This window comes from Bacillus sp. Root131 (assembly GCF_001429475.1).
Taxonomy (GTDB): domain Bacteria; phylum Bacillota; class Bacilli; order Bacillales; family Bacillaceae_G; genus Bacillus_A; species Bacillus_A thuringiensis_S.
The window spans coordinates 1,724,740-1,751,210 of sequence record NZ_LMJQ01000001.1 but is presented as its reverse complement, the minus strand read 5'-3'; the positions used below and the strand labels follow the sequence as shown (position 1 = coordinate 1,751,210).

The following is a 26,471-nucleotide window of genomic DNA, read 5'->3' as shown; positions in this document are numbered from 1 at the left end:
TTGTACCCTCCCTAATTATATGTACATTACCAACCCTTGAGAGAACCCTTACTAAAGACTTTTTTTTAGAAGATTACAACTAATGTCATTCTACTCTTTTTTCCGTAATTGCAAATAGGTTTATTTTAAATATTCTGTTTTTTATTTAGTAGGATTTATCTTCTATCTACTATATGTACATACTATACACCTTATTCTCCTCTATTTAACCATACTAAAAATTAGTATTTTAAGCTCACAAAAAAAGCATTTAAAAGTAGCTAAGCCACTTTTAAATGCTTTTTCAACTCTATTATTTTTCAGTTACATATGCCCACTTAAAGCTGAATTCTGGACTGATATTGTGTTTTACTACACCTTTTACATTTGGTTGTAAAACATAAGAATCTCCACGTTGGTATAAAGGTACAATCGCTACATCTTCTTCAAGTAATGTTTTTTCAGCTTTTCCTAACTCTTCCCAACGTTTTTTCGCATCACTCATTAATTCCGTCCCAGCTTTTTTCACCATGCCGTCATATTTAGGGTCAGAGAAGCTCATTTGGTTATGTGAATGTCCAGTCTCAAACATATCTAAGAACGTCATTGGATCTGCATAATCCGGATTCCATCCGCCATACGAAATATCATATTGTTGTTCAGTTTCTAATTTTAGTTTTTGCTTAAATGGTTGAAGTTTAATATTAACTGTTACACCTTTTAAGTTTTTCTCAATCTGATCTTTAATATATTCGCCAACTTTTTTCGCATTACCAGTATCGTAGTTTAAGAATTCGATTGTAACTTGATCTTTTCCAAGTTCTTTTTTCGCTTCTTCCCAAGCTGCAGCAGCTTTTTTAGAATTTGGTTTCAAACCGTTTTTAAATGTTTCTTGGAAATCTTTACCGTCTGGTCCCGTTGCTAATCCTTTTGGTACTAAGAAGTCAGCTTCTTTTGATCCATCATTTAAAATTACATTTGCTAAATTCTTTTTATCAATTGATAGCGCAATTGCTTCACGTAATTTTTTGCTCTTTAATGGAGTGTCTTGTCCATCACGTTTTTGGTTCATACGAATGAAATACGTACTCACTTGTGAATATGTGCCAAATTCATCTTTCTTGCTTCTATATTTATCAACGAACTCTCCATTTAATAAAGCAAAGTCAACTTGACCGCTATCATATAGATTGACTAAAGTTGCAGCCTCTTTAACAACACTAAAGTTAACTTCTTCAAGTTTTACAGTCTTTTTATCCCAATATTGATCATTTTTCTTTAATTGCCATCCTTGTTCATGCTTCCAATCTTTAAGAACGAACGGTCCGTTATAGACAGTTGTATCAGCCTCTAAACCGAACTTCTCGCCCTTTTCTTTAACGAACTTTTCGTTTAATGGATAATATGATGGGAATGCTACTAAATTTAAGAAGTACGGTACCGCTTGCTCTAACTCAACTTCAAGTGTAAGATCATCTACCGCCTTCACACCTAATTCAGTTACAGGTTTTTCTCCTTTATTTACTACTTCTGCATTTTTAATCGGGAATGCAATAAATGCATACTCAGCAGCCGTTTTTGGATCTAACAGACGTTGCCAAGCATATACGAAATCCTTTGCAGTTACTGGATCTCCATTTGACCATTTTGCATCTTTACGTAGTTTGAACGTATATTTTTTACCATCTTCACTTTTCGTACTAGATTCTGCCGCTGCTGGAATCGGCTTATTGTCTTTATCAAGACGATATAAACCCTCCATCGTATTACCAAGCATTTGTGAAGATACTGTATCAGTTGATTTAGAAGAATCCATAGTTGGAATTTCTTGTGTTACTGTTCGATTCAGCACTTGTTTCGTTGCTAATTTTTCCCCTGACTTACTATCTCCACCAGAGCTAGAATTTGTGCTTGTCTTCTTATCTCCACCTGATGTAGAACATGCTGTTAACGCCATGCTCATTGCTAAAACCGGTGCTACAACTGCTGTTAGTTTTTTCATTTGTTTCTTTTTCATTTTCTGTACCCTCCCTAATTCTAAACGATAGCTATTCAAGAATTTTCTGATAATTCTGTTTTTCTCTATATATTTATCAGACGATTCTTACTACTTCTTATTCTACTAATTTTTTAAAATTTGTAAAGTATTATTATTGAAAATTTTTAAAAAATTATTTTCTTACAGTAATATTCATAAAAATTCCATATGATCTTCAAATTCTATTTCTCTTTCATATAAATGTACCACTTTAATGGTATTTATCATATTTACACATTAAATATCTATCAGCTCTTGTTAATAAATAATGTATATTTTTAGAAACTCCTTTCCTACAAAAATAAAAAAAGTCAGCAAAACTGACTTTTTACCCGGCTATTTTTTCTCTTTTCATTTCCTCTATTACTTTCGTATACTTCTCATCATCAAATTCATTTTCACTTTTTGCAACAACTACAGTTGCAATACCGTTACCAATTAAATTAACGATAGCACGTGCTTCTGACATGAAACGATCTACACCAAGCAATAGTGCTAACCCTTCTAATGGAATAACATTCATCGCAGATAACGTAGATGCTAATACAATAAAGCCTCCACCTGTTACTGCTGCTGCACCTTTAGATGTAACTAATAAAATAGCTATTATAGTTAATTGTTGACCTAGTGAAAGATCGACATGAAAGACTTGAGCTAAAAATATAGTAGCCATCGATAAATAAATTGTCGTTCCATCTAAATTAAATGAGTATCCTGTCGGAATGACTAAACCTACTACTGGCTTCGAACATCCCAAGTCTTCCATCTTTGTCATCATTCGCGGCAGTACTGATTCTGATGACGATGTCCCGAGAACAATGAGTAATTCTTCTTTAATGTGAGCTAAATATTTCCACAAACTAAATTTGTACAGTTTACAAATAAAATTTAAAACAATAAAAACAAATAATGCCATTGCCGCATATACACAAATCATTAATTTGCCAAGTGGTATGAGCGTGCTTAAACCATACTTCCCAATTGTAAATGCCATCCCACCGAATGCTCCAACCGGTGCTAATTTCATTACAATTGATAAAATGTTAAAAAATACTTTCGATAATCTTTCAAAAAAGTCAATAACCGGTTGTCCATTTTTCCCTAACATCGTTAACCCTGCGCCGAATAAAATGGAGAAGAACAGAACTTGTAAAATATCACCTTTGGCGAATGCTTCAAACATGTTAGACGGCACGATATGTAAAAAGAAATCCATCCATTTCATTTCTTGTCCGCTTTGTACATATTGCGAAACATCTCCGCCCTTTAGTTTTGAGGGATCTAATCCGTCTCCGGGACGCACAACATTCGCTACGATGATACCAATAATTAAAGCCGCTGTTGTAACAATTTCAAAATATAATAGTGCCTTCCCACCAACACGGCCTACCTTTTTCATACTTCCCATACTTGCAATACCAAGCACAATTGTTAAAAAGATAATCGGTGCAATAACCATTTTAATCATATTGATGAATGTTTCACCAATTGGCTTCATTTGTTGTCCAACACTCGGCCAAATTGCCCCTACTGCAATACCACAAATAATGGCCACAATAACTTGGAATGTTAAATTCTTTGCAATTCTCATTTTTGCTACTCCCCTGTATTTTCATTTCTCCCAAACTATTTTAAGCAATAACATTTATTCTATGTGATAGCCCCCTTGCTATTTAACTTAAACCACAATTTTATGTTACACTATTATCTTTAATTCGAAAATAGTATATAACATTTAAGAATAAATGACATACTATTATACACAATAAAAAGCAGACATTACGTCTGCTTTAATTCTCCTCAATTTGCTTTTCACTTAACCCTAGATGTGTTCTAAGAGTATTACTCAAACTCTGCAAATCTTTTTTATTAGGATTATAATAATATACACGTTGCCCATTTGGACCATTAGGTAAATATAAATCATCACCAGCTAGTTGTATTTTTTCAACTGAACCGTTTAAACCGTATTTATAAAAAGATAAAATATCATCCATTACTAAGTTTGTTTTAAAATCGTCGTCAACTGCCTCAACTATTTTTTCTAGCTTCGTAATCGATCCTACACTTTTTAATTTACTTAAAATCGATTCAATAACAAGTTGTTGCCTCTGCCCTCTCATCGCATCACTATCAATATGGCGCGTTCTTGCTAGTGCAAGTGCTTCTTCCCCATTTAATTTTTGCAATCCTTTTTTCAAATGAATCGCATCAGGTTCATCTTTACTATTTTGCTCCGTAAATTCAACTGGGACATCTACTTCAATACCATCTAACCCATCAACAATTTTAGTAAAGGAACCAAAATTAAATTTCACAAAATAATCAACGGGCACTTGTAACAATTTTTCTACCGCTTCCACAGAAGCTTGCGGTCCTCCATCTTTACCATTTTTAACGAAACCACTTCCATATGCATGGGTTATTTTATCTTTTTTCTTTTCAACTGGAACGTATGTATATGTATCACGCGGTATGCTCGTTAATTTCACTGTTTTATCGTCTTTATTAAAAGTCGCTAACAATAATGCATCTGTATGAAATGCACCATTATACTCCTTTTGTCGTTCTTGATTTTCATCAATTCCCATAATTAAAAGTGAAACATGATTTGCAATTGGCTTTACAGATTTCTCACGTAAATTGGATTTTTCACCTCGTGCTAAATTCAAATTAGATTTTTGTACGAGACTAGAAGTTTTCATATATACATAGGCTCCATAGCCAATTCCACCAAATAGCAATACCGCTAGTAGTAAACTTATTATCGTTTTCTTTTTATATTTTTGCTTATTTTTCTCTTCTCTTAAAGATGAATGATTCCCCATTTACTCTCCTCCTGTTTCTATTCATCCAATATGTTTTTCATATTTAGCGCTATCCTTTTGAAACATACTTTCTTTCAATCCCTTATCTATTTGTATCCATTCTGTCGTAAGTGAATATTGAATCAAGCCTTCTTGAAAACTAAGAAATTTCAACATAATCCCTGTATTTTTCTCCACAACCATTTCGAATTTCCCTCTTAAATCTTCAGAGGTGCTAACAGGCATCTCTATATTGATGACTCCTTCAATTTTGTAACAATCTAATCCAAGATATTTCGTTTCTTTATAATTCCAATCTTTATATCGAATTAACAAATCTGCGAATTCTGATTGAATACTATATTTCGCTAGTCCTACATATTCATCATCATATCGCTTTTTTTCACCTGATTTTCTCAATAACCTTTCCGTAGGATTTAACTTTAATAATTCATTGTTTCTTTCTTTCGGGTTCCATTTTGTCTCTTTATAGGTATACTTCTCATCATCAAACTCTTTTTTCTTGCCCTCGTTATATATAATTGTTCGTTTTTTCGCTAGTTTATCTTCTTTCGAAGAGATACCTCTTTGTTTTTCCGTATCAATTGCATACTTATATGTTGTAGCAATTCTTGATGAGCTAGAATATTCCTCAAATTGTCCTGAACTATTTTTAAAATAATCAATAGAATCTAGCATCTTTTGATGAATCTTTTCTTTATCTGGATAATGTACATTTGATTTTATTTCTTCTTCATTTTCATAATCAGAAAACGCTTTTTTCTTTACATATTCAAATACTCCACCGTTTTGCGCAAAACTTTGTATAGAAAACTCAGACATAGATACCACTGAAAGTATACAAACCGCTGCACTAATTATCATCATATGGATTTTGTAACTCTTCTTTTTTACCTGAAGATTATGTAGTGTACCATTAATCTTCTCATTTAACTCTGGAGATACTATAACATTTTCATTTTTTATTCTCTTTTTTAATTTCTCATCAAATAATTTTTCACTATCCACCCTTTACACCCCCTATTCCATCTTTAATCGTTTTTGTAGTTGTTCCCTCGCACGCGATAATCTTGATTTCACTGTTCCTTTCGGTATTTCTAACAGCTTCGCAATACTATCTTGATTCATATCTTCATAGTAATAAAGCACCGTAACAGCTCTTAATTCTTCATGTAACGATTGAATCGCATTATACAAATCTATATCTTCATACTGATCACACGCACTCATATTGTAATCATTCTCTTCTGTCACAATTACATTTTTATACGCTCTAATAATATTGTTACACTCATTCATTAAAATTCGAATTAACCAAGTTTGAAAAAACTCTTCTTTTTTTAGTTTTTTTATATTTTCATAAGCTTTTAAAATTGTTGTCTGTATCGCGTCCTCTATATTTGTCTCATCACGTAACATCGCCTTTGCTATTCGATACATCTTCACTTTTTCTGTATGTATAAGCGTTATAAAGGCTTCATGATCGCCTTTTTTCGCTAAAGAAACATCGGTTTCTTCTTTTATAATCATTTTATATAAAGGGATTACTTTCACAATTGCTCCTCCTGTTTCATCCTCACTTCAAATTTAACTTTACATGTATTAGACGTAGGAACCTAGGAAAAGGTTCATTTTTTTGAATATTTTTGTAAATAAAAAGATAAATATCCTTTATAAGTGTTATGTAATAAACATACTAGATTTAATTTACAAATAAAAAAAGCCCACTTTCTCAGTGGACTTTCTACTTTACAACGGTAAATCCCTCTTCTTAAAAACTACAATTGCTACTATGAAAATACAAAGTGCTCCAGCAGTTAAACCTATACTTACCGGCCATATATTATACGTTCCTTCAGCAATTTCTTTCGGATGAAACAGCGTGAATAATGATAGACTTCTCATCCACTCTAACTTATCACTTAATTTACCTACCATATCCAATACGAAAAATAAGATAGTTAAACTCGCTGAATAACTTAGTGCCTTTCTTTCGTCATTACATATACAAGAAAAGAAAAATGAATACGCACTAACGACTAAAAATATGAGCCCTCCGACTACATTTATCTTCAAAAATAATTCTTTATTTAAGTTATTATCTTGTAAAAACCATTCTGCACCTACTAACCCAGCTACATACGTAACAGATACAATAATCAGAAGTCCCAATATGAGAACAGCAGCTTGTGTAATAGCAATTTCCACTCTAGATACAGGTGTTGCTAACAAGTATGCCATTGCTCCTTTATCTACATGACGAGCAATTAAATGTGTTGCAACTGTTACACAAAAAATTGTTAAAATGATAATAAACAATAGACTATAGTATTCACCAGCTAAAAAATCCATTACGTTTTGAATCGGACTTTCCATACCAACGATTTTTTTCACACTATCAGGCATGGCAGCTATTAGTTCATTTAGCCCTTTCGCTGATACCATTGACGGGAATATCCAAATTAATAACCACAAATATAAAGCCGCACCAAACGCATAACTCAAAATATTTTTTTGTGTTTCTTTCAAACTAGCTAAAAATAATTGCTTATTCATGCGTTACCCCTTCTTTCTTATCGTAATAATGCATAAATAAATGTTCTAAATCCATCGCTCTCGTTTGAAGTGCCGTTACATTATAGTTTGAAATTGTTTGTAAAACAGTTTGATAGTTTCCTTGTACAATGATAGATGCCTCTCTACCTTTTACCACTTCAAATTGCAAATTACACTTTGTAAGAGATTCAATCTCTTCTTGCGATGATACGGTTACATCTATTACCTGTCGTCTCATACTTTGTAAATCGTGAATATTTTCAACCGTTACGAGTCGACCATCTTTAATAATCGCTACTCGATCACACGTACGCTCAATTTCAGTGAAAATATGTGATGACATTAGGATTGTTTTTCCTCTTTGCTTTTCCTCTAATATTAATTCTATAAATACTTGCTGCATAAGTGGATCAAGTCCAGATGTTGGTTCATCTAAAATTAACACCTCTGGATCGTGCATAAATGCAGCAACTATCCCCACTTTTTGCTTCATTCCTTTAGACATTTTGCGAATCGGTGTTTTCACATCAAATTGCAGACGATCTATCAGTTCATCTCGTCTTTTCGTATCCTTTAATCCACGCATTCCTTGCATTAATTTTAAAAACTCTAATCCGTTCATTCCTTCAATAAAAGAAATTTCACCCGGTAGATAACCAACTTCCCTTTGAATTTTCGCTGCTTCATTCCAACAATCTAATCCAAAAATTGTCGCTTTACCAGCTGTCGGTTTTATAAATCCCATTAAATTACGAATCGTCGTTGATTTCCCGGCACCATTCGGTCCTAAATAACCGAATACTTCTCCCTCTTTTACATCAAATGTAATATGAAACAAACCTTTTCCATTCGAAAACTGTTTTGTGACATCCTGAACTGAAATCATAATTCCACCTCATTTTTTGAAATATTTAATATGTGATATTTCAAAATCATTGTACTCCTCATCTTTCATATTCGCAACAACTTTTTGAAATATTTATTAGTCCATATTTCAAAATTATTGTTTTCCATTATTTTTTCTTGTATATTTTAAGTGAGGTGATTGCATTGAACGGATTTGAAAGAGTAAAAGAAAAGAAAAAACGTGCCATTAAAGAAGCAGCATTCGTATTATTTTCAGAACGTGGATTTAATGAAGTGAAAATAGAACATATCGCAAAAGAAGCGAACGTTTCTCAAGTTACAATTTATAATCATTTCGGAAGTAAAGATGCGTTATTTAGGGAGCTTATACAAGAATTTATCATATCTGAATTTCAATATTATAAAGAGCTTGCAGAAGAAAAATTACCTTTTCATGATATGATGCAAAAAATGATTGTAAGAAAAATGAATACTGGCGGGTTATTTCAACCTGATATGTTACTACAAATGATGCAAAGGGACGAAGAACTCCGGAAGTTTATTTATAGTTATCAAAATGAAAAAATCCTGCCCTGGTATTTAGAAATATTAGAACGAGCGCAGCGCAAAAACGAAATTAATCCTCACCTTACTAAAGAAATGATGTTACTTTACATTCAAATGTTTACAAAATTAGGTGATGAATTTGGAGCACAACTTCTTGAAGGAGATCGTGAAAAACATATACAAGATATCGTTACGATGTTCTTTTATGGACTCTCCGTCCCAGAAAAATAATTTTTCTAAAGAACAAATAGAATTACCAAAAAGCCCTTTGGATATTTAAATCGCAAGGGCTTTTTCATATCAAAAAATGTCTAAAACTAACTTTATCTTAAAGAAGTTAAATGCTTCTTTATAGATAACACCTTATTATAGATTAACTCTTTTAGCATAACAGGCTGAATTGAAATAATCGTTTCACCGAAATTCAGAAAATAATTTGAAATAAAATCAAATTCTTGCTTGTTAAAATAGCCTGTTATAATGTAATTTTCATTTTCCTTTTGCATCCTCATGGAAGGGTAATTCTCTTTATCAAAAATGTCTTTTCCTTTTTGATTAACAATGACACTAAAATTAATTGCATCAGGCTTTCTGTGAAAAGTAGTAAGATAACTTAATAATTCTTCAAGATTTTTTGGATTAATATTGCTCGTTTCCACAATAGAAAGAATTTTATCACATCTAATTATTTGAACATTATTCGTCTCAAAATTAAAGATTTTAGCATACCACTGGCCAAATTTAGATTCTATTCGAATAAATTGGGCAACCAATGCTTTCTCCTCACCTTTTTTTAAATATGTTAAATGATAAACTCGCTCAGCAAAAATCCCCTGTAAAATTTCTTTTAAGAACGGACTAAAATTACTATGATTTGTTACTTCAAAGGAAAGCGTTCGTTCCATAATTGAAATATTTTTACTCACATTATCAGGTAATACATGTTTAAATTTATTTTCAAGCGCAATACTTTCTACATTAAATGGTTTTGTCTTGTATCCATTTAGCGTAAGAATTGAAAAATATAAGGCATACATTTCATCCACACTAAAATAAATTGGTGATAAAACACTATTTTCTATAATTTTATAACTTCCATTTCTACCCAATTCAGAATATATGGGTACACCTATTTCTTCCAATGATTGAATATCTCGCAAAGCGGTACTTTTAGAAATATCATATCTAACCATTAAATCTTTTAAATTAAAATATCTTTTATTATTTAAGAAAATAAGCATATCATTTATTCGTTCCGTTTTTTTCATATTTCCCTCCCAAAAAGGTGTCATGTATTGAAACCCTTTTAATCTATATTATAATTATCAACTAATAAAGGAGTTATATATTTATGACATTAGAAATAGCTATTTTTCTTTCAATGAATGGGCAAGCAAAGGAGGCGATTAACTTTTATACACGTCATTTAGAAGCCAAAAAGTTAATGGTTGTTACGTATGAAGAACTGGCGAAAAGAGATAGTTCTTTTAAAATTAAAAGTGAAAATAAAGATCATATTGCTCACTCTGTTTTACAAATTGGGAATACAAAGCTAATGATAGCAGAAGATACAATGAAGCCTAATGAACGTTATAACGTTGGAAATAACATGTCACTTTGCATTCAAAGCGCTAATTTAGAAGAAATACAAAGGTTTTATAATAATTTAATTTCCGATAAGCATGTGAAAATAATCTCTCCCCTAGAAAAAAATATATTTAGTGAAGCATATGGTATTATTGAAGATCCTTATGGCATACAAATCCAATTAATGTATGATAAACGACTAAACTAAATAATTAATCATATTCACATATTCCTAATAAAAAAGACACGAATTTCGTGTCTTTTTTATTTTATAGAAATGACTCTACCCTTTTCACTGCTTTCAATCGCTAATTGAATCAGTTTAATAACATCTAAGCCTTCTTTTGCTGTTACAGGTAGTTTCTCACCATTTAATATACTATCTCGTACACCTTTATAATAATTATCATAACAACCGACTTCTGTTGGAATGCGCTCTAAGCTTTCTTCTGTTTCTAAAGTAGCAAAATTCTCTTCATCGTCTACTCCATAACCATTATCACCTGGCTTCATTCCATTTTTTAATTGCTCTTCCTGCGAATCCATACCGTACTTCACGATAGAACCTTTCTCTCCATGCACTATAAAATGCGGTCCAGCTTTTTTCACATAACTGCTACTACGTAAAATGACACGTTTAGCTCCGTAATGCAGTACTATGTGGAAATAATCATCCACCTCTGCACCTGGTCGTTGTTTTATTACATCTGCACTTATCGCATCTGGTTTCCCAAATATTGATAACGCTTGGTCAATTAAATGCGATCCTAAATCGTATAATATACCGGAACCTGGTAGATTTTTTTCTCTCCATCGATCACGCACATGTGGACGGAAACGATCAAAATTTGATTCATATGCGTATACATTCCCTACTCTGTTTTCTCCTAACAATTTCTTAATTGTTAAGAAATCATTATCAAAACGACGATTATGATATACGCTTAACATTACATTATGCTGCTCTGCTAATGAAATAAGCTCTTCCCCTTCTTCAATTGAAACAACAAATGGTTTTTCTACAACAACATGCTTACCGTTTAAAATTGCTTCTTTTACATATGGAAAATGAGTTGTATTAGGTGATGTAATAACAACTAAGTCAACATCAGCTCGCTTCACCAATTCATCAATTGTACTAACAACATTAGCGTTTGGTAATGTTTCTTTTACTACCTCTTCTTTTGAGGATAATACAGCACGAATATCATATTCTTCTATTGTTTGTAATAGTGGGATATGAAATGTCGTACTAGAAAAACCAAATCCTACAATCCCTACACCTATTTTTTTCATGTTGCCCCTCCATTTGTCCCGCTTTAACGGGCAGTAAGATTCCTAACTCAAAATCCAGCGAAAGCTAAGAAATTAGATGAGGAGTCAACTGCTCGTTAAAGCCCGATTGGTTCAACTAATAATCAGTGGGGATAAAGAAAATCCCCATTGATTAAAGTTTCACTTTATGAGAACGATTTCATTCAGTTATTATAACAAGATTATTATTATTTACATAATAAATTGCCTAGAAAAAAGCATCTTGCTACTATTCATAGCAAGATGCTTTTTTTAACCCGCTTTAACGGGCAGTAAGGCTCCCGACCGCGAAGGAGTTAGATGGGAGACCAACTGCCCGTTAAAGTCCGATTGGTTCAACTAATAATCAGTGGGGATGAACAAAATCCCCACTGATTATAGTTTCACTTTACTCCGGTCGTTTTTTCGTCCACGTTTCTACTACTTCACCAGTATCATTAACATCTAGCACTAGGCTACCATTACTATACCGGTCTTTATTTCGATACGCTTTCGGATCAATCTCTTCTACAATATTTTTTTCTGTCTTCATATAAACTAATTCATCGTCCCGAACAATTTCAATACCGACAATGCGGTATGGATTACGTTTTAACTCTTTGAAAATAACAAGACCTCGTTTCGCCCTCGTTGATTTCTCAATTTCTGATGCTTTTAGACGTTTTACAGCACCGCGCTGCGTTACGAGAATAAGTTGATCTTTGTCACCATTTAACGGTTTACCAGAAGCGACATAGTCATCTTCTTTTAAATTAATTGCTTTCACACCAGCAGCTCTTACACCGACTGGACTTACTTCATCTTCATGGAAAATAAGTGCATATGCACCATGTGTAGCAAGAACGATATCACTCGTTCCATCTGTCGCAAATATATCGACAACTTCATCACCTTTTTTCAAGTTTACAGCAACGAATGCCCTTGAATAACGCTGAACTTTATATTGATTTAATTCTGTTTTCTTTATCATACCATTTCGTGTTACAAATACGATAAATCGTTTTTCTTCCTCAAAGTTCGGTACAACCGTTACCCAAATGATCGTTTCATCTCGGTCGAGTGAAACGATATTTGCAACGTGCTGACCTAAATCTTTCCAACGAATATCTGGCATTTCGTATACTGGAAGATATATATAGTTCCCTTTACTTGTGAATAAAAGAACTGTTTCAGTCGTATTCGTATCGAATCGTTCAAGTAAGATGTCACCCTCTTTCATACCGAAGTCTTTGCCGTTTGATGCATTATGTGAGCGCCATCCAGTACGTTTCACATATCCTTCTTTCGTTACAGTAACGATGACATCTTCTTGTGGAATCATCACTTCTACGTCTATTTTAATTTCTTCAATTTGTTCTTCAATAATAGCACGGCGATCATCACTATATGTTTTCTTAACTCTCTTCAAATCAGTTTTAATGACTTGAAGTAATCTTTTTTCACTTTGTAAAATTGACTGTAGCTCTAGAATTTTCTTATTAAGCTCATCTGCTTCTTCTTGTAACGCCGTAATGTCTGTATTCGTTAAGCGATATAATTGCAAGGATACAATTGCTTCTGCTTGTGCTTCTGTAAAGCCAAATTTTGCACTTAAATTATCTTTCGCATTACGTTTATCTTTTGAAGCTCGAATTGTCTCGATTACTTGGTCTAAAATCGATAATGCCTTCTTTAAACCTTCTACAATATGTTGACGATTTTCTGCTTTTCTTAATTCATATTGTGAACGTCTCGTAATAACCTCTTTTTGATGTCCAATATAAGCATCCAAAATTTTCGGTAATGTCATAAGTGTTGGACGGCGATTATTGATCGCTACCATATTAAAGTTATATGGAATTTGTAAATCTGTATTTTTATATAAATAATTTAAAATACCTTCGGCGTTTACTTCTTTCTTTAATTCAACAACGATTCGTAAACCAGTACGATCCGTCTCATCACGTACTTCAGCAATGCCATCTAACTTTTTATCTAGACGTAATTCATCCATTTTCTTTACAAGGTTTGCCTTATTCACTTCGTAAGGAATTTCAGTGATTACAATTTGTTGTTTCCCACCGCGCACTGTTTCAATTTCTGCTTTTCCGCGAATAATAATTTTACCTTTTCCTGTTTCATACGCCTTTTTAATACCATCAATCCCTTGAATAATACCGCCTGTTGGGAAATCTGGTCCTTTCATAACTGTTAATAAATCATCAACAGTACTATTTGGCTTATCAATACGCATCATTGTAGCGTCAATAACTTCTCCAAGATGATGCGGAGGAATTTCTGTTGCATAACCAGCGGAAATTCCTGTAGATCCGTTTACTAATAAATTCGGGAACGCTGCTGGTAATACAACCGGTTCTTCACTCGTATCATCAAAGTTTGACACGAATTCAACTGTTTCTTTATCAAGATCACGTAATAATTCAGATGCGATTGGTGATAAACGAGCTTCCGTATAACGCATCGCTGCCGCTGGGTCCCCATCAACACTACCGTTATTACCATGCATTTCAACTAAAACATTACGTACTTTCCAAGTTTGGCTTAAGCGAACCATTGCTTCATATACAGAGGAATCTCCATGTGGATGATAATTACCAATAACATTACCTACTGTTTTAGCTGATTTACGAAACGCTTTATCATGTACATTACCTTCTACATACATAGAATATAAAATACGTCTTTGTACTGGCTTTAAGCCATCACGTGCATCTGGAAGTGCACGATCTTGAATAATATATTTACTATAACGTGCAAAGCGGTCACCTAACACGTCTTCAAGCGGGAGGTCATGAAACTTCTCTGCTTGCATGTTATTCCACCTCCGTCTCCATAATCATTTCATTTTCTAAAATATTTCCTTCTTCTTGCATACCAAACTGTACATTACGTTCAATCCATTTACGGCGCGGTTCTACTTTATCGCCCATTAATGTTGTAACGCGACGCTCTGCTCTTGCTGCATCATCAATTTTCACGCGAATTAATGTACGCGTTTCAGGATTCATTGTTGTTTCCCATAATTGATCCGCATTCATTTCACCAAGTCCTTTATAACGTTGTAACATATAGCCTTTGCCAACTTTTTTCGTTACACCGTCTAATTCCTCATCTGACCAAGCGTATTCAATTACCTCACTCTTACCTTTCCCTTTACTTACCTTGTATAAAGGAGGAAGTGCGATAAACACTTTACCGGCTTCGATAAGTGGCTTCATATATCTGTAGAAGAACGTTAATAACAATACTTGAATATGAGCTCCATCCGTATCTGCATCGGTCATAATAACAACTTTATCGTAGTTAATATCTTCAACAGCGAATTCATTTCCTACACCGCCGCCAATTGCATAAATAATTGTATTAATCTCTTCATTCTTAAAAATATCAGCAAGCTTTGCTTTCTCCGTATTAATTACTTTACCACGCAATGGTAGTACCGCCTGAAAACGACGATCTCGCCCTTGCTTTGCTGAACCGCCAGCCGAGTCACCCTCTACTAAATACAATTCGTTTTTCTGAGGGTTACGTGATTGTGCAGGTGTTAACTTCCCGCTTAAAGTACCTTCTGATTTTTTCTTTTTCTTACCACTACGTGCTTCTTCTCTCGCTTTACGAGCAGCCTCACGTGCTTGCGCTGCTTTAACTGCCTTTCTCACAAGAAGTGTAGCTACATCCGGGTTTTCCTCTAAAAAGTAAGCTAGATGCTCTGATACAATGGCATCAATAGAAGAACGAGCTTCACTTGTACCAAGTTTCCCTTTCGTTTGTCCTTCAAACTGCAGTACTTCTTCTGGTACACGTACAGAAACGATAGCCGCTACACCTTCACGAATATCTGTACCTTCTAAATTTTTATCTTTTTCTTTTAATAATGAAACTTTACGAGCATACTCATTGAACACACGCGTCATTGCTGTTTTAAATCCAGCTTCGTGTGTTCCACCATCTTTTGTACGTACGTTATTTACAAACGAAAGAATATTTTCTGAGTAACCATCATTAAACTGGAATGCTAGTTCTGCTTCAATCCCGTTTTGTTCACCAGTGAAATATACAACCGGGTGAATTGAATCTTTTTCTTCGTTTAAATATGAAACGAAAGCTTCAATTCCTGTTTCATAATGAAATATATCTTCTAAATCATTACGTTCGTCTTTTATTGAGATTTTCATTCCTTTTAATAAGAATGCAGATTCACGTAATCTCTCACATAATGTTTCATAATTGTAATTTGTCGTACTAAAAATCGTTGTATCTGGTTTGAAATGCATTGTTGTACCAGACTCTTTTGTTTTCCCGATTTTCTCTAACGTTGTTGCAGGAACGCCACCATTTTCAAAGCGTTGTTCATAAATGTTACCATCACGTTTAATTGTTACTACTAACCATTCTGACAAGGCGTTTACAACTGATGCCCCAACACCGTGTAAACCACCACTCGTTTTATAGCCACCTTGACCAAACTTACCACCTGCATGAAGTACAGTTAAAATAACTTCAGGTGTAGGTTTCCCAAGTTTATGCATTCCCGTAGGCATTCCTCGCCCTTTATCTATAACGCTAATACTATTATCTTTATGTATTACGACAGAAATTTCGTCGCCAAATCCCGCTAACGCCTCGTCAACGGAGTTATCTACTATTTCATATACTAAATGATGCAATCCACGGCTATCCGTACTCCCGATATACATACCCGGGCGTTTTCGAACGGCTTCAAGTCCTTCTAACACTTGAATCGCATCTTCATTATATTGGAACTGATGCTTCGCCAAACTCCTTGCCCCTTTCCTAATCCAAAATCAGAACATATGTTTCTATTATAGAATAACGCCTCGACTATAGTTTTGGCAAGTTATCTTATCTCTTTTATATACCATTTTCAATAGAAAAATCCTTGTTTTCTCACAAGGATTCCTCTAGGCTACTATTTCAGAAAAATAATCGTTTGTCAACGAGAAATGGATATGTATTCCAAGATTACACATTCCAAACCTTTATTATGATCCAAATGATCAAAATCCAAAATGGGATTACAAATAACAATCCCCAAAAACAGCCTTTAATAAATCTCATGATGAACACCTCGTTCATCGGCCCTACTTATCTATAATGAGGGCTGAATCAATCTTTCTAACTTTAAGTCTATACTATTTTGTCATCGCATGTTCTACTTTAATACAACGATCCATTATTACAGTATAGTCTTTTTCTTTTAAAAGTTTATATGTATCTTCATCTTGTACTCCTAATTGTGCCCAAAAAACATCTGCATCAATCTCGACAAATTCTTTTGCAACATCCATTAAAAACTCTGAGCGACGAAATACATTTACAATGTCAACGTGTTCCTTAATATCCTTTAGTGAAGAAACTGCCTTTTCTCCAAGCACCTCATTTACTGTTGGATTAACTGGAATAATGCGGTATCCAGCATCTTGCATTGCTTTTGAAACCATATACGATGTACGTTCTGGCTTATCTGATAATCCAACAACCGCAATTGTTTTGCTTTTCTTTAACACTTCACCAATTTCCGTACGAGTTGGGTTTTCAATTGTCATAATTAATCCCTCCTATTCCTTTAGTATAGCCGATAAAGAAAGTCTCTTTCAATATGAAAGAGACTTTCTTTATTTTCGATTATTGATTCTTTGTAGCTGAATTATCTGCTAAAGTAGCTGTTTTCGTCATTTTTTGACCGTTACGGTAGAATGTGACTTCTACTTTCTCGCCTACTTTTTTCTTTTCATATAAATATTTACGGAATTGAAGTGAATTTTCTACTTTTTGATCATCTAATGCTACGACAATATCATATTGCTCTAAACCAGCTTTTTCTGCCGGTGATATTGGGTAAATTTTACCTAATACAACACCATTAGTTACTTCTTTCGGTACTTTCAATTGATTGACTGCATAAGCTTGCACATCTTCTAACGAAACGACACCTACTCCAAGAGCTGGACGTTTTACTACTCCGTCTTTTTCAAGTGATTCAATAACTGGCTTTGCGATATTAATTGGAATAGCAAATCCAATTCCTTCAACTTCTTGTTGTGCAATTTTACTTGAATTAATCCCAATTATTTCACCGTTTTGGTTAAATAATGCACCACCACTGTTACCAGGATTAATCGCTGCATCTGTTTGAATAACTTGTGCTTGCCAATCTGGGCGTTTATCCCCATCAATATCAACTGGGATTTCGCGTTCTTTACTACTGATTATACCTTCCGTTACACTTCCGTCAAATCCAAGTGGGTTACCGATTGCAATCGCTTTTTCACCCGCACGAAGTTTACTTGAGTCACCTAAAGTTGCAACTTTATTTACATTAGCCCCATCAATTTCAACAACAGCTAAGTCTAACCAAGGATCTTTCCCTACTAACTTTGCATCTACCTTTTTACCATCACTTAGCTTTACAGCAAGTTTATTCGCTCCATCTACTACGTGGTTGTTTGTTACAATATATGCTTTATTTCCTGCTTTTTTATAAATAACACCTGATCCTGAACCAGCTTGTTGTTCTTGACCTGTCGGTTGCATTGCAAATGGATCAACGCTTTGTTGCATATTAATAACGCCTACAACAACATCTTTCGCTCCTTCAATCATACCAGGTAAATCAGTTTCATTTTTCGCTTTATTTACAACAGGAACTACAGTACCTTCTACTTTTGAATCCGAACTAAATGATGATACTGGTGCTCCATTATTTTGAGCCCATGGCATATATGGTGCTGCAAAACTAATCGAAACCGCTCCGACTACAGCTCCCACTAAACCTGTGAAGAAATAGCCTTTTTTACTACCTGATTTTCTCACTTCTCTCGTTTCACTATGCTCTTCATTTAAATTTGGTCCGTCGTAATATCCCATGTTTTATTTCCCCTCTCTGGTGAATTCGTATTTTCAGTATAGTCACGTTTTGTGTCCTTCTTGTGAACTCATCGTGAAATCCAATTAAAAAAATACTCCTATCTAACATTGTAGACAAGAAAAGTATTTTTTGTACATTCTACCTTCAAAAGAGAGTATAAAATTGCCATTTTCCTAGGCTAAATTACACAAATTGTTCTAGATTATTCTTCAAATTTATAACCAACTCGAATAACAGTACCGATATGCTTCGCTTTATCTCCTAACTTATTTCGAAGTTTTTTAATATGGGTATCAACCGTTCGGTCATCACCGTAATAGTCATATCCCCATAACTGGTCTAATAAATGTTGACGTGATAATACGATTCCTTTGTTCTCCATTAAATAAACGAGAAGTTCAAATTCTTTATGTGTCAATATAATTTCTTCTCCATCTACTAAAACAGTTCTAGATAGACGATTCACTTCAATTCCAGCTAAAGACATAGCATTTTCTTCCGCTACTCCTACCGCGCCATCCGCACGTTTCAATAACGTCTTTGCACGAGCTACTAACACTTTCGGACTAAATGGTTTCGTTACATACTCGTCTGCACCTAATTCGAAACCTAGCAATGTATCATCCTCATCCGAACGTGCTGTCAACATAATAATTGGTACTGCTGATTCTTTTCTAATTCGTCTACAAACAGACCATCCATCTATTTCCGGTAACATAATATCTAACATAATTAAATCAATTTCATGCTCTGCAAATAACTCTAACGCTTTCTTTCCATCTTCTGCTTCGATTACTTCAAAGCCTTCATTACGAAAATAATCACTAACAATTTCACGTAATCTTCTTTCGTCTTCAACAAGCAATACTGTTTTATTCATATAATCTATCCCGCCTTTTTACTCTTTCAATCGAATAATACGTTGATTGGAGCTTCCGCGAAATGGAAGTGTTAAATCTTTTTTCTCAATTTCAAACCTTCCATCGACTAAAACATCCCCATAATGTAACAACTCTATCATATCATTATTTTGGGAACTCTGTATCTCTTCTAACGTATAACCTGTATACATCCATAGGTTTTTTTTCAAATCTTTCACGATTTTTGCTACCTTTTTCACTTCAGCAGCTTGAAAAAATGGATCTCCACCTGAAAATGTTACATCAGTTAATGGATTACTTGCAATCTCTTTCACAATTTCTTCTACTGTCATTTCCGTTCCGTTGCAAATATTCCACGATTTCGGATTATGGCAACCGACACAACGATGCGGACAGCCCGCAAAAAACACGACTGTCCGCAATCCTTCTCCATCTACTACACTATCATGAATAATATTCATCACTTTCATTTATGTTTCACCCGATCTATCTCTTCACTACGTTTCGCACTATTCCACTTCGACATATCTCCTACAAGATAGCCTGTTATACGGCGAATTCTTTCTATATTAGCCTCATCTTCATTCCCGCAACTTGGACATTCATTTCCAATAACCCCGTGATAACTACAGCACTTACAACGGTCAACAGGATGATTAATTGAACCGTATCCAACGCCATGTTCTGCCATGGCTTGTATAATTTGTTTTAATGCCTTTTTGTTATGCATCGCTGCTCCGTCCAGTTCAATATACGTAATGTGTCCTCCATTACAGAGAGCATGGAACGGGCCTTCTAAACGGATTTTATTTATCGCTTGAATGTTATAATAAACTGGAATATGGAATGAATTCGTATAGTAATTATGGTTCGTTATACCGCTAATCACGCCAAATTCTTCTCTATCTTTTTTCACAAACTTTCCTGATAATCCTTCTGCTGGAGTTGCAATTATCGAGAAATTTAGTTGATGTTCTTCTGTCGCTTTATCCATTCTATCTCTCATAAAGGAAATAATTTCGTACCCAAGTTTCCATGATTCTTCATCTTCCCCATGATGCTTTCCTGTTAAAGCTACTAAACATTCCGCAAGACCGATAAAACCAACACTTAACGTCCCTTGTTTTAAAATCGAAGCTACGGAGTCTTCAGGCTGCAATGCTTCTCCACCACGCCATACACCTTGTGAATATAAAAACTGAAAATCTCTTGCTCGCTTCTTACATTGATACGCAAATCTTTCTAATAACTGCTTAATTCCTAAATCTAAATAGTAGTTTAGCGCTTCAAAAAATGCTTCTTTTGAACCACTAATTAACGCTAATTTCACTAAATTGATAGACGTAAATGATAAATTCCCTCTACCAATCGCTGTTTCTTCTCCATGTATATTAGACATAACACGGGTACGACATCCCATGTAACATACTTCACTTTCTGGTCTTCCATCATAATGCACTGTATTAAACGGAGCATCTAAAAATGAAAAGTTAGGGAATAATCGCTCTGCAGTTGTCTCTAATGCTAATTCAAATAAATCGTAATTCGGATCACTTTCTTCAAAATTCACACCTTTTTTCATCTTGAAAATTTGAATCGGAAAAATTGGTGTCTCTCCTTTACCAAGTCCAGCTTGTGTTGCTTTTAATAGTTGTTTAATTAACATTCTTCCTTCTTTTGATGTATCTGTTCCGTAATTAATAGAAATAAACGGTACTTGTCCTCCGCCCCTACTATGCATACTATTCGAATTATGAACGAAAGCCTCACACGCTTGATACGTATCATTTTCCGTTTCTTTCCATGCAAATTCTTCTATTTGTTCTTTCGTAAGCGGATATGATTGTAATCGTTTTTTATGTCTCTCAATTGTTTTTCGTACATAAGGTGCTAAATCAATATCAAAGAGTGCAAACGATTGACCGCCATGCTGCATATTTTGATTCGCTTGAAAAATAATAGACGAAAGAGCCAATGCACTTTTAATGTCTTGTGGTTGTCTCATATGTCCATGTCCAGTATGAAAACCGTTAGCAAGCATTTGCGCTAACGGAATTTGCGAACAAGTCGTCGTTCCTGTCGCATAAAAATCTAAATCATGTGGATATAATATATTTTCATTTATCGCTTTTTTCACTTGATCTGACAATAAATTCTCAACAGCATAATATTTTGCACTCTCAGATGCGAACGTTCCCATTACACCCATTGGAGAGCGGCCGTCTACATTTGCATTTTCTTGCATTAAATCTTGTTCATTGCCGTGGACTATCGTCTCGAACACTTTCATTAATTCTTCTCCACGTGTATTATTTTGTAACATTTATAACCCTCCACCAATATGTTGTTGTCTTTTGATTAAAATGTTACTACATATAGTCTTGCTGTTTCTGTGAGAAATGTAACATTACTGTGAAATTTTTTTCACGAAATAATGAATTTTTCATTTACAAAAAAGAAATGTGCTCTTTACAAATGTATGGTACAATATACGGGAAAAACTCTTTTTACCCTTTATCAACACATTTGAATAAAGGAGACTGAACTTATGGTTACTACATATCTTTTATTTATCGTTGCCTACTTGCTTGGCTCGATTCCATTTGCACTAGTTGTTGGAAAAATTGGCTACGGAATCGATATTCGTGAGCACGGGAGCGGTAATCTAGGCGGAACAAACACATTCCGTACATTAGGGAAAAAAGCAGGTTTTACCGTTACAATTGCTGACATTTTAAAAGGGACATTAGCAACAAGTCTACCAATGATTTTCGGATTAGATATTCACCCACTATGGTTCGGGTTAGCGGCTGTTCTTGGACATGTCTACCCGATCTTCGCGAAATTCCGTGGTGGTAAAGCAGTTGCAACTTCTGCTGGGGTGCTATTATGCTATTCACCAGTTGTTTTTGCAATATTGGCTGTTGTATTTTTCACCCTTTTATTTACAACAAGATACGTATCACTTTCTTCTATGGTAACAGCAGTTGTTGCTGTTATTGCATCCATTGTTAGCGGGGATAAAATCTTCATTATTGCGATGTGTTTATTAGCAGGTATGGTTATTTATAAACACCGTGCAAATATCGGACGAATTATAAATAAAACTGAACCAAAAGCAAACTTTTCAAAAAAGCAAAAATAAGATCGTAACCCACATAACGCAAAAAGAAAACGTGAAGCATATTAATAGCGTCTTTTTGCGTTATTTTTTATACTAAAGAAAAAGCAACATAACTTGGAGGAACTATACATGAATCTTTCCGTAACAAAAGAAGCAGCACAATGGTATAAAAATGAATTAAACTTACAATCAAATGAAACACTACGCTTTTTCGTACAATACGGTGGTTGCAGTACTGTGCAAAAAGGACTTTCTTTAGGTATTCGTAAAGATGATCCTGCACACCCTGCTGTTCAAATTCAAGAAGAAGGTATTAACTTCTTTATTGAAGGCGATGATGAATGGTTCTTCGATGGACATAATTTATCTGTTACACTTCATGAAGGTGACGACTTCCCACAATTTAATTATGAAAAATAAAAAAGCGCGGCTTCTGCCACGCTTTTTTATTTTTTCTTAATTTCCTCATATTTCGCATACCACTCAGGATATAACTTTTTAAATGATACAGGGCGGAACCCTTCTTTTTTCGCACAAATATTCGTCGTACTTGCAGTAATACAAAGATCACCATCACCATTATATATTTCATATCCATATACAACGCGAAGCGGGCTCACAGTATCGACCCATGTTTTTACGATTGCCTTTTCTCCATAACGCATCGCTTTACGATATGAAATTTGTAAATCTAACACAGGAGAAATAATTCCTTCTTTCTCCATTTCAACATATGAAAAACCTAAATCTTGTATAAGTTTCGTGCGACCTAACTCAAGCCACACTAAGTAGTTTGAATGGTAAACAACACCCATTTGATCTGTTTCCGCATAACGGATTTCAACTTCATGTTCTGCTACAAACATATGTATTCGCCTTCTTTCACTTCTGCTACCTTGCATACATTTAATCATAATACAGTAACATCAAAAATAAAATAAAAACAGTGAATCTTTTACTGAAAGGAGCCAGCATATGATTCAAATTGTAACTGTTCGTAGTGGTGATAGCGTATATAGCTTGGCATCAAAATATGGATCAACACCTGACGAAATAGTAAAAGACAATGGACTAAATCCAGCTGAAACGCTCGTTGTTGGTCAGGCACTTATCGTTAATACGAAAGGAAATAATTATTATGTACAGCCTGGTGACAGCCTATATCGAATTTCTCAAACATATAATGTCCCCCTCGCTAGTTTAGCTAAAGTTAATAATTTATCTTTAAAATCTATTCTCCATGTCGGACAACAATTATATGTACCAAAAGGCACAAAACGAGCTGTAGAATCCATCGCTTATTTACAACCTTCAACTATACCGATTAAAGAGAGTTTAGTTAATGCGACACGCGCCATCAATCCATTTTTAACATACTTAGCCTATTTTAGTTTTGAGGCAAAAAGAGATGGCACATTAAAAGAACCTACTGAAACAGCTAAAATTGCTAATATTGCAACGCAAGGTAAAACAATCCCTATGCTCGTTATTACAAATATTGAAAATGGTAATTTCAGTGCCGATCTAACATCAGTTATTTTACGCGACGCAACGATTCAAAACAAATTTATTACTAACATTTTGCAAACAGCTGAAAAATATGGCATGCGAGACATTCATTTCGATTTCGAAAGTGTAGCACCTGAAGACCGCGAGGCGTATAATCGCTTTTTACGAAATGTAAAAACACGCTTACCTAGTGGGTACACATTGAGCACAACTCTCGTACCGAAAACAAGTTCCAATCAAAAGGGCAAATTTTTCGAAGCTCATGATTATAAAGCGCAAGGGCAAATTGTTGATTTCGTCGTCATTATGACATATGACTGGGGATGGCAGGGCGGGCCACCGATGGCGATTTCTCCTATCGGTCCAGTGAAAGAAGTACTTCAATATGCAAAATCTCAAATGCCTCCACAAAAAATTATGATGGGGCAAAATTTATACGGGTTTGATTGGAAACTTCCATTTAAACAAGGAAATCCACCTGCAAAAGCAATTAGCTCCGTCGCAGCTGTTGCACTAGCTCGTAAATATAATGTTCCTATTCGTTATGATTTCACAGCCCAAGCTCCTCATTTTAATTATTTTGATGAAAACGGCGTGCAACACGAAGTTTGGTTTGAAGATTCACGGTCTGTTCAAAGTAAATTCAATTTAATGAAAGAACAAGGTATAGGTGGTATTAGTTACTGGAAAATCGGTTTACCATTCCCGCAAAATTGGCGTTTACTCGTTGAAAATTTCACGATTACGAAAAAGAGCTGACAAAAGTCAGCCCTTTTTTTCATATTACTGCTAAAAACTCATCTTTCATTTCCTCACAAAAAAGAAGAATGATAACATTCTCCTTTTTAACCGTTATCAACAATCGGTTGTTTACCTGTTTGATCTTGCATTTGCTTTCCTTTATTTCCACCAGCTTTTTTCGATTGTGTTCCAATATGATTTGGTGCAAAGTCTTTTGAATTTTTTTTCGGATTACCCATTACTATCGCCTCCTTAACACTAGTATCGTACTAGTGTTAAGAATTATTCAGCTTGCTTAAAAAGTTTCATTTCATAACGTTTTTCGATGCGCTCTTCAATGCGATCAATTGCATCACGATCGCTTAATAATTGTTGTTTATTTTCATTTACAAGTTCTTCAAACGATTTACGGCGACTTCTTCTCATGTTGTTCACCCTCTCTCCTTCGCTTTCTTATTACATAGTATGAGCAAACGAAAAACTCTTTAATCAGATTTGTAAGAAAATTTTATGTTTTAGTACTCCTAAAAAAACTCCGTGTACAATATATTGCACACGGAGTTTTTCATACCATAATATTTAAATACTCTTTCAACTTTTCATCTGCATTCATTTCATTTTCTTTATAATCATGAAGCACCTGTAACACAAAATCATACTGTTCTAAAATATAACTTTCTAATTTCATAACATCCTCTAAGCTATTAAGCATAATTCTCGTATTACCAACTTCACTTTTTAACGCTGGTTCACATTTTAAGCTTGTACATATTTCTTTCACATCATCTTCTAATATTTCTGTTAATACATATTTCTTTCGCCCTTTTACCTTTACTCTCATAACTGGATAAAAAGCTTTTATATCTAAATAACTTCCTACATTCATACAACGTAGCCATTCTACATTACGTTTATTACATACAAGCATTTCTTTCACCGCTTCGTATACCGCAGTTTCATCAAGCACAGCCTTATTTACTTTTCGGTTCCCTTCTTCTTCAATAGCTGCACACTTTTGATAAACAGCGGCACACGTAATACAATCGTCAAATGCATTATGAGAACTTAAACGAATGCCAAGCATTCGCTTTAACGTTTCAAGTTTATGATTAGGCGCATGCTTCATGTATTTCTTCGCTAAAAATACAGTATCAATTACTTTATTTTTAGGTTCAGGTAGCCCTAGCATATTTACATTACTTTTCAAAAAGCGCATATCAAAAGAAGCATTATGGGCCACAATAACATTTGTATGTAAAAATGCTAAAAATAAAGGTAACACTTCTTCAATCGTCGGTGCATCTGAAACGCGATAATTAGTAATACCTGTTAAACTCGTTATTCGGTCCGGAATTGGCCGCTCTGGATTCACGTATGAAACAAATTGATCTACTAATTCATGATTACGATATTTCACTGCTGCAACTTGAATAATTTTATCATTATAAGGGTTAAATCCTGTTGTTTCAAAATCAATTACAACATAATCTAACGGTAAGGATACATTCCCCACTCCATACACTCCTTTATCTCTAAACGTTTATATTTCTTACATCATATCATGAAGTTATTACTACTTGAAAAAGAAAAGGCAGAAATGGGAACTCTCCAC

25 protein-coding genes are annotated in these 26,471 nt (G+C 34.4%); 5 read left to right on the top strand and 20 right to left on the bottom strand.

Annotation, left to right across the window (positions count from 1 at the left end):
* Positions 1 to 292: 292 nt before the first annotated feature.
* The 7 genes from ASE54_RS08765 to ASE54_RS08735 form a co-directional block, all read right to left on the bottom strand.
* Positions 293 to 1,996 carry a peptide ABC transporter substrate-binding protein gene (locus tag ASE54_RS08765; RefSeq protein ID WP_000730156.1) on the bottom strand — a complete coding sequence of 568 codons (1,704 nt, stop codon included), beginning with the start codon at positions 1,994 to 1,996 and terminating at the stop codon, positions 293 to 295.
* Between the two features lie 349 nt (positions 1,997 to 2,345).
* Positions 2,346 to 3,608: a dicarboxylate/amino acid:cation symporter gene (locus tag ASE54_RS08760; protein WP_001216969.1), complete on the bottom strand. Its 1,263-nt coding sequence runs from the start codon at positions 3,606 to 3,608 to the stop codon at positions 2,346 to 2,348.
* A gap of 199 nt (positions 3,609 to 3,807) precedes the next feature.
* Complete coding sequence (locus tag ASE54_RS08755) at positions 3,808 to 4,845, bottom strand: LCP family protein (RefSeq protein WP_000526731.1); 1,038 nt, start codon at positions 4,843 to 4,845, stop codon at positions 3,808 to 3,810.
* A 21-nt stretch (positions 4,846 to 4,866) separates the two neighbouring features.
* Complete coding sequence (locus tag ASE54_RS08750; RefSeq protein WP_000376637.1) at positions 4,867 to 5,853, bottom strand: hypothetical protein; 987 nt, start codon at positions 5,851 to 5,853, stop codon at positions 4,867 to 4,869.
* 12 nt (positions 5,854 to 5,865) lie between these two features.
* A complete protein-coding gene (locus tag ASE54_RS08745) occupies positions 5,866 to 6,399 on the bottom strand; it encodes a sigma-70 family RNA polymerase sigma factor (RefSeq protein ID WP_000864724.1) in 534 nt (177 codons plus the stop codon).
* A gap of 195 nt (positions 6,400 to 6,594) precedes the next feature.
* Entirely contained in the window at positions 6,595 to 7,401 is an 807-nt protein-coding gene (locus tag ASE54_RS08740) for an ABC transporter permease subunit (RefSeq protein WP_001041417.1), read from the bottom strand.
* On the bottom strand, positions 7,394 to 8,287 hold the full coding sequence (locus ASE54_RS08735; protein WP_000626561.1) for an ATP-binding cassette domain-containing protein: 894 nt from the start codon (positions 8,285 to 8,287) through the stop codon (positions 7,394 to 7,396). The genes ASE54_RS08740 and ASE54_RS08735 overlap by 8 nt, the downstream gene beginning before the upstream one ends.
* Positions 8,288 to 8,442: 155 nt before the next feature.
* Between ASE54_RS08735 and ASE54_RS08730 the strand changes: the two genes are divergently transcribed.
* The gene (locus ASE54_RS08730; RefSeq protein ID WP_003309799.1) at positions 8,443 to 9,045 is read left to right on the top strand and encodes a TetR/AcrR family transcriptional regulator; all 603 of its coding nucleotides are present in this window, start codon (positions 8,443 to 8,445) and stop codon (positions 9,043 to 9,045) included.
* A 92-nt stretch (positions 9,046 to 9,137) separates the two neighbouring features.
* Here ASE54_RS08730 and ASE54_RS08725 read toward each other — a convergent pair whose 3' ends face one another.
* Positions 9,138 to 10,106: a WYL domain-containing protein gene (locus ASE54_RS08725; RefSeq protein WP_000187494.1), complete on the bottom strand. Its 969-nt coding sequence runs from the start codon at positions 10,104 to 10,106 to the stop codon at positions 9,138 to 9,140.
* 59 nt (positions 10,107 to 10,165) lie between these two features.
* On the opposite strand from ASE54_RS08725, the gene ASE54_RS08720 reads away from it, so the two are divergent.
* Entirely contained in the window at positions 10,166 to 10,609 is a 444-nt protein-coding gene (locus tag ASE54_RS08720; protein ID WP_000171340.1) for a VOC family protein, read from the top strand.
* Between the two features lie 56 nt (positions 10,610 to 10,665).
* Here the strand turns inward: ASE54_RS08720 and ASE54_RS08715 are convergent, their stop codons facing one another.
* From ASE54_RS08715 to ASE54_RS08680, 8 genes are all read right to left on the bottom strand, one after another.
* A complete protein-coding gene (locus ASE54_RS08715) occupies positions 10,666 to 11,697 on the bottom strand; it encodes an oxidoreductase (protein WP_000719768.1) in 1,032 nt (343 codons plus the stop codon).
* Between the two features lie 406 nt (positions 11,698 to 12,103).
* The gene (parC, locus tag ASE54_RS08710) at positions 12,104 to 14,527 is read right to left on the bottom strand and encodes a DNA topoisomerase IV subunit A (protein ID WP_001147460.1); all 2,424 of its coding nucleotides are present in this window, start codon (positions 14,525 to 14,527) and stop codon (positions 12,104 to 12,106) included.
* A 1-nt stretch (position 14,528) separates the two neighbouring features.
* Positions 14,529 to 16,493, bottom strand: a complete 1,965-nt coding sequence (gene parE / locus ASE54_RS08705; protein ID WP_001062195.1) for a DNA topoisomerase IV subunit B — start codon at positions 16,491 to 16,493, stop codon at positions 14,529 to 14,531.
* Between the two features lie 375 nt (positions 16,494 to 16,868).
* A complete protein-coding gene (locus ASE54_RS08700) occupies positions 16,869 to 17,282 on the bottom strand; it encodes a CoA-binding protein (RefSeq protein ID WP_000151394.1) in 414 nt (137 codons plus the stop codon).
* A 79-nt stretch (positions 17,283 to 17,361) separates the two neighbouring features.
* A complete protein-coding gene (locus ASE54_RS08695) occupies positions 17,362 to 18,603 on the bottom strand; it encodes a trypsin-like peptidase domain-containing protein (protein ID WP_000542642.1) in 1,242 nt (413 codons plus the stop codon).
* Positions 18,604 to 18,806: 203 nt separating this feature from the next.
* The gene (locus ASE54_RS08690; protein ID WP_001044679.1) at positions 18,807 to 19,484 is read right to left on the bottom strand and encodes a response regulator transcription factor; all 678 of its coding nucleotides are present in this window, start codon (positions 19,482 to 19,484) and stop codon (positions 18,807 to 18,809) included.
* Positions 19,485 to 19,502: 18 nt separating this feature from the next.
* The gene (gene nrdG / locus ASE54_RS08685; protein WP_000867078.1) at positions 19,503 to 19,955 is read right to left on the bottom strand and encodes an anaerobic ribonucleoside-triphosphate reductase activating protein; all 453 of its coding nucleotides are present in this window, start codon (positions 19,953 to 19,955) and stop codon (positions 19,503 to 19,505) included.
* Positions 19,952 to 21,808: an anaerobic ribonucleoside triphosphate reductase gene (locus ASE54_RS08680; RefSeq protein ID WP_000940083.1), complete on the bottom strand. Its 1,857-nt coding sequence runs from the start codon at positions 21,806 to 21,808 to the stop codon at positions 19,952 to 19,954. Before ASE54_RS08680 ends, nrdG begins: the two co-directional genes overlap by 4 nt.
* Before the next feature lie 225 nt (positions 21,809 to 22,033).
* Between ASE54_RS08680 and plsY the strand changes: the two genes are divergently transcribed.
* Both plsY and ASE54_RS08670 read left to right on the top strand, forming a co-directional pair.
* Positions 22,034 to 22,630, top strand: a complete 597-nt coding sequence (gene plsY / locus ASE54_RS08675) for a glycerol-3-phosphate 1-O-acyltransferase PlsY (protein ID WP_000258974.1) — start codon at positions 22,034 to 22,036, stop codon at positions 22,628 to 22,630.
* A 108-nt stretch (positions 22,631 to 22,738) separates the two neighbouring features.
* Positions 22,739 to 23,029 (top strand): HesB/YadR/YfhF family protein, encoded by a 291-nt coding sequence (locus tag ASE54_RS08670; protein WP_001054452.1) that lies wholly within the window; start codon positions 22,739 to 22,741, stop codon positions 23,027 to 23,029.
* Positions 23,030 to 23,055: 26 nt separating this feature from the next.
* Here the strand turns inward: ASE54_RS08670 and ASE54_RS08665 are convergent, their stop codons facing one another.
* Entirely contained in the window at positions 23,056 to 23,475 is a 420-nt protein-coding gene (locus ASE54_RS08665) for a thioesterase family protein (protein ID WP_000495808.1), read from the bottom strand.
* A gap of 109 nt (positions 23,476 to 23,584) precedes the next feature.
* Between ASE54_RS08665 and ASE54_RS08660 the strand changes: the two genes are divergently transcribed.
* On the top strand, positions 23,585 to 24,877 hold the full coding sequence (locus ASE54_RS08660) for a glycosyl hydrolase family 18 protein (RefSeq protein ID WP_000614856.1): 1,293 nt from the start codon (positions 23,585 to 23,587) through the stop codon (positions 24,875 to 24,877).
* An 86-nt stretch (positions 24,878 to 24,963) separates the two neighbouring features.
* On the opposite strand, the gene sspN is transcribed toward ASE54_RS08660, so the two are convergent.
* The 3 genes from sspN to ASE54_RS08650 form a co-directional block, all read right to left on the bottom strand.
* Entirely contained in the window at positions 24,964 to 25,098 is a 135-nt protein-coding gene (gene sspN, locus ASE54_RS08655) for an acid-soluble spore protein SspN (protein ID WP_000527987.1), read from the bottom strand.
* A gap of 43 nt (positions 25,099 to 25,141) precedes the next feature.
* Positions 25,142 to 25,285 carry an FbpB family small basic protein gene (locus ASE54_RS33850; protein WP_001254699.1) on the bottom strand — a complete coding sequence of 48 codons (144 nt, stop codon included), beginning with the start codon at positions 25,283 to 25,285 and terminating at the stop codon, positions 25,142 to 25,144.
* Positions 25,286 to 25,424: 139 nt separating this feature from the next.
* Positions 25,425 to 26,372 (bottom strand): 3'-5' exonuclease, encoded by a 948-nt coding sequence (locus ASE54_RS08650; protein WP_000528761.1) that lies wholly within the window; start codon positions 26,370 to 26,372, stop codon positions 25,425 to 25,427.
* Positions 26,373 to 26,471: the final 99 nt, after the last annotated feature.

Excerpts from the sequence above, each read along its gene's own strand:
- ASE54_RS08765 (WP_000730156.1), bottom strand. The coding sequence starts at position 1,996 with ATGAAAAAGAAACAAATGAAAAAACTAACAGCAGTTGTAGCACCGGTT.
- ASE54_RS08760 (WP_001216969.1), bottom strand. The coding sequence starts at position 3,608 with ATGAGAATTGCAAAGAATTTAACATTCCAAGTTATTGTGGCCATTATT.
- ASE54_RS08755 (WP_000526731.1), bottom strand. The coding sequence starts at position 4,845 with ATGGGGAATCATTCATCTTTAAGAGAAGAGAAAAATAAGCAAAAATAT.
- ASE54_RS08740 (WP_001041417.1), bottom strand. The coding sequence starts at position 7,401 with ATGAATAAGCAATTATTTTTAGCTAGTTTGAAAGAAACACAAAAAAAT.
- ASE54_RS08735 (WP_000626561.1), bottom strand. The coding sequence starts at position 8,287 with ATGATTTCAGTTCAGGATGTCACAAAACAGTTTTCGAATGGAAAAGGT.
- ASE54_RS08725 (WP_000187494.1), bottom strand. The coding sequence starts at position 10,106 with ATGACACCTTTTTGGGAGGGAAATATGAAAAAAACGGAACGAATAAAT.
- ASE54_RS08720 (WP_000171340.1), top strand. The coding sequence starts at position 10,166 with ATGACATTAGAAATAGCTATTTTTCTTTCAATGAATGGGCAAGCAAAG.
- ASE54_RS08715 (WP_000719768.1), bottom strand. The coding sequence starts at position 11,697 with ATGAAAAAAATAGGTGTAGGGATTGTAGGATTTGGTTTTTCTAGTACG.
- parC (WP_001147460.1), bottom strand. The coding sequence starts at position 14,527 with ATGCAAGCAGAGAAGTTTCATGACCTCCCGCTTGAAGACGTGTTAGGT.
- ASE54_RS08700 (WP_000151394.1), bottom strand. The coding sequence starts at position 17,282 with ATGACAATTGAAAACCCAACTCGTACGGAAATTGGTGAAGTGTTAAAG.
- ASE54_RS08695 (WP_000542642.1), bottom strand. The coding sequence starts at position 18,603 with ATGGGATATTACGACGGACCAAATTTAAATGAAGAGCATAGTGAAACG.
- ASE54_RS08690 (WP_001044679.1), bottom strand. The coding sequence starts at position 19,484 with ATGAATAAAACAGTATTGCTTGTTGAAGACGAAAGAAGATTACGTGAA.
- nrdG (WP_000867078.1), bottom strand. The coding sequence starts at position 19,955 with ATGAAAGTGATGAATATTATTCATGATAGTGTAGTAGATGGAGAAGGA.
- ASE54_RS08680 (WP_000940083.1), bottom strand. The coding sequence starts at position 21,808 with ATGTTACAAAATAATACACGTGGAGAAGAATTAATGAAAGTGTTCGAG.
- plsY (WP_000258974.1), top strand. The coding sequence starts at position 22,034 with ATGGTTACTACATATCTTTTATTTATCGTTGCCTACTTGCTTGGCTCG.
- ASE54_RS08670 (WP_001054452.1), top strand. The coding sequence starts at position 22,739 with ATGAATCTTTCCGTAACAAAAGAAGCAGCACAATGGTATAAAAATGAA.
- ASE54_RS08665 (WP_000495808.1), bottom strand. The coding sequence starts at position 23,475 with ATGTTTGTAGCAGAACATGAAGTTGAAATCCGTTATGCGGAAACAGAT.
- ASE54_RS08660 (WP_000614856.1), top strand. The coding sequence starts at position 23,585 with ATGATTCAAATTGTAACTGTTCGTAGTGGTGATAGCGTATATAGCTTG.
- sspN (WP_000527987.1), bottom strand. The coding sequence starts at position 25,098 with ATGGGTAATCCGAAAAAAAATTCAAAAGACTTTGCACCAAATCATATT.
- ASE54_RS33850 (WP_001254699.1), bottom strand. The coding sequence starts at position 25,285 with ATGAGAAGAAGTCGCCGTAAATCGTTTGAAGAACTTGTAAATGAAAAT.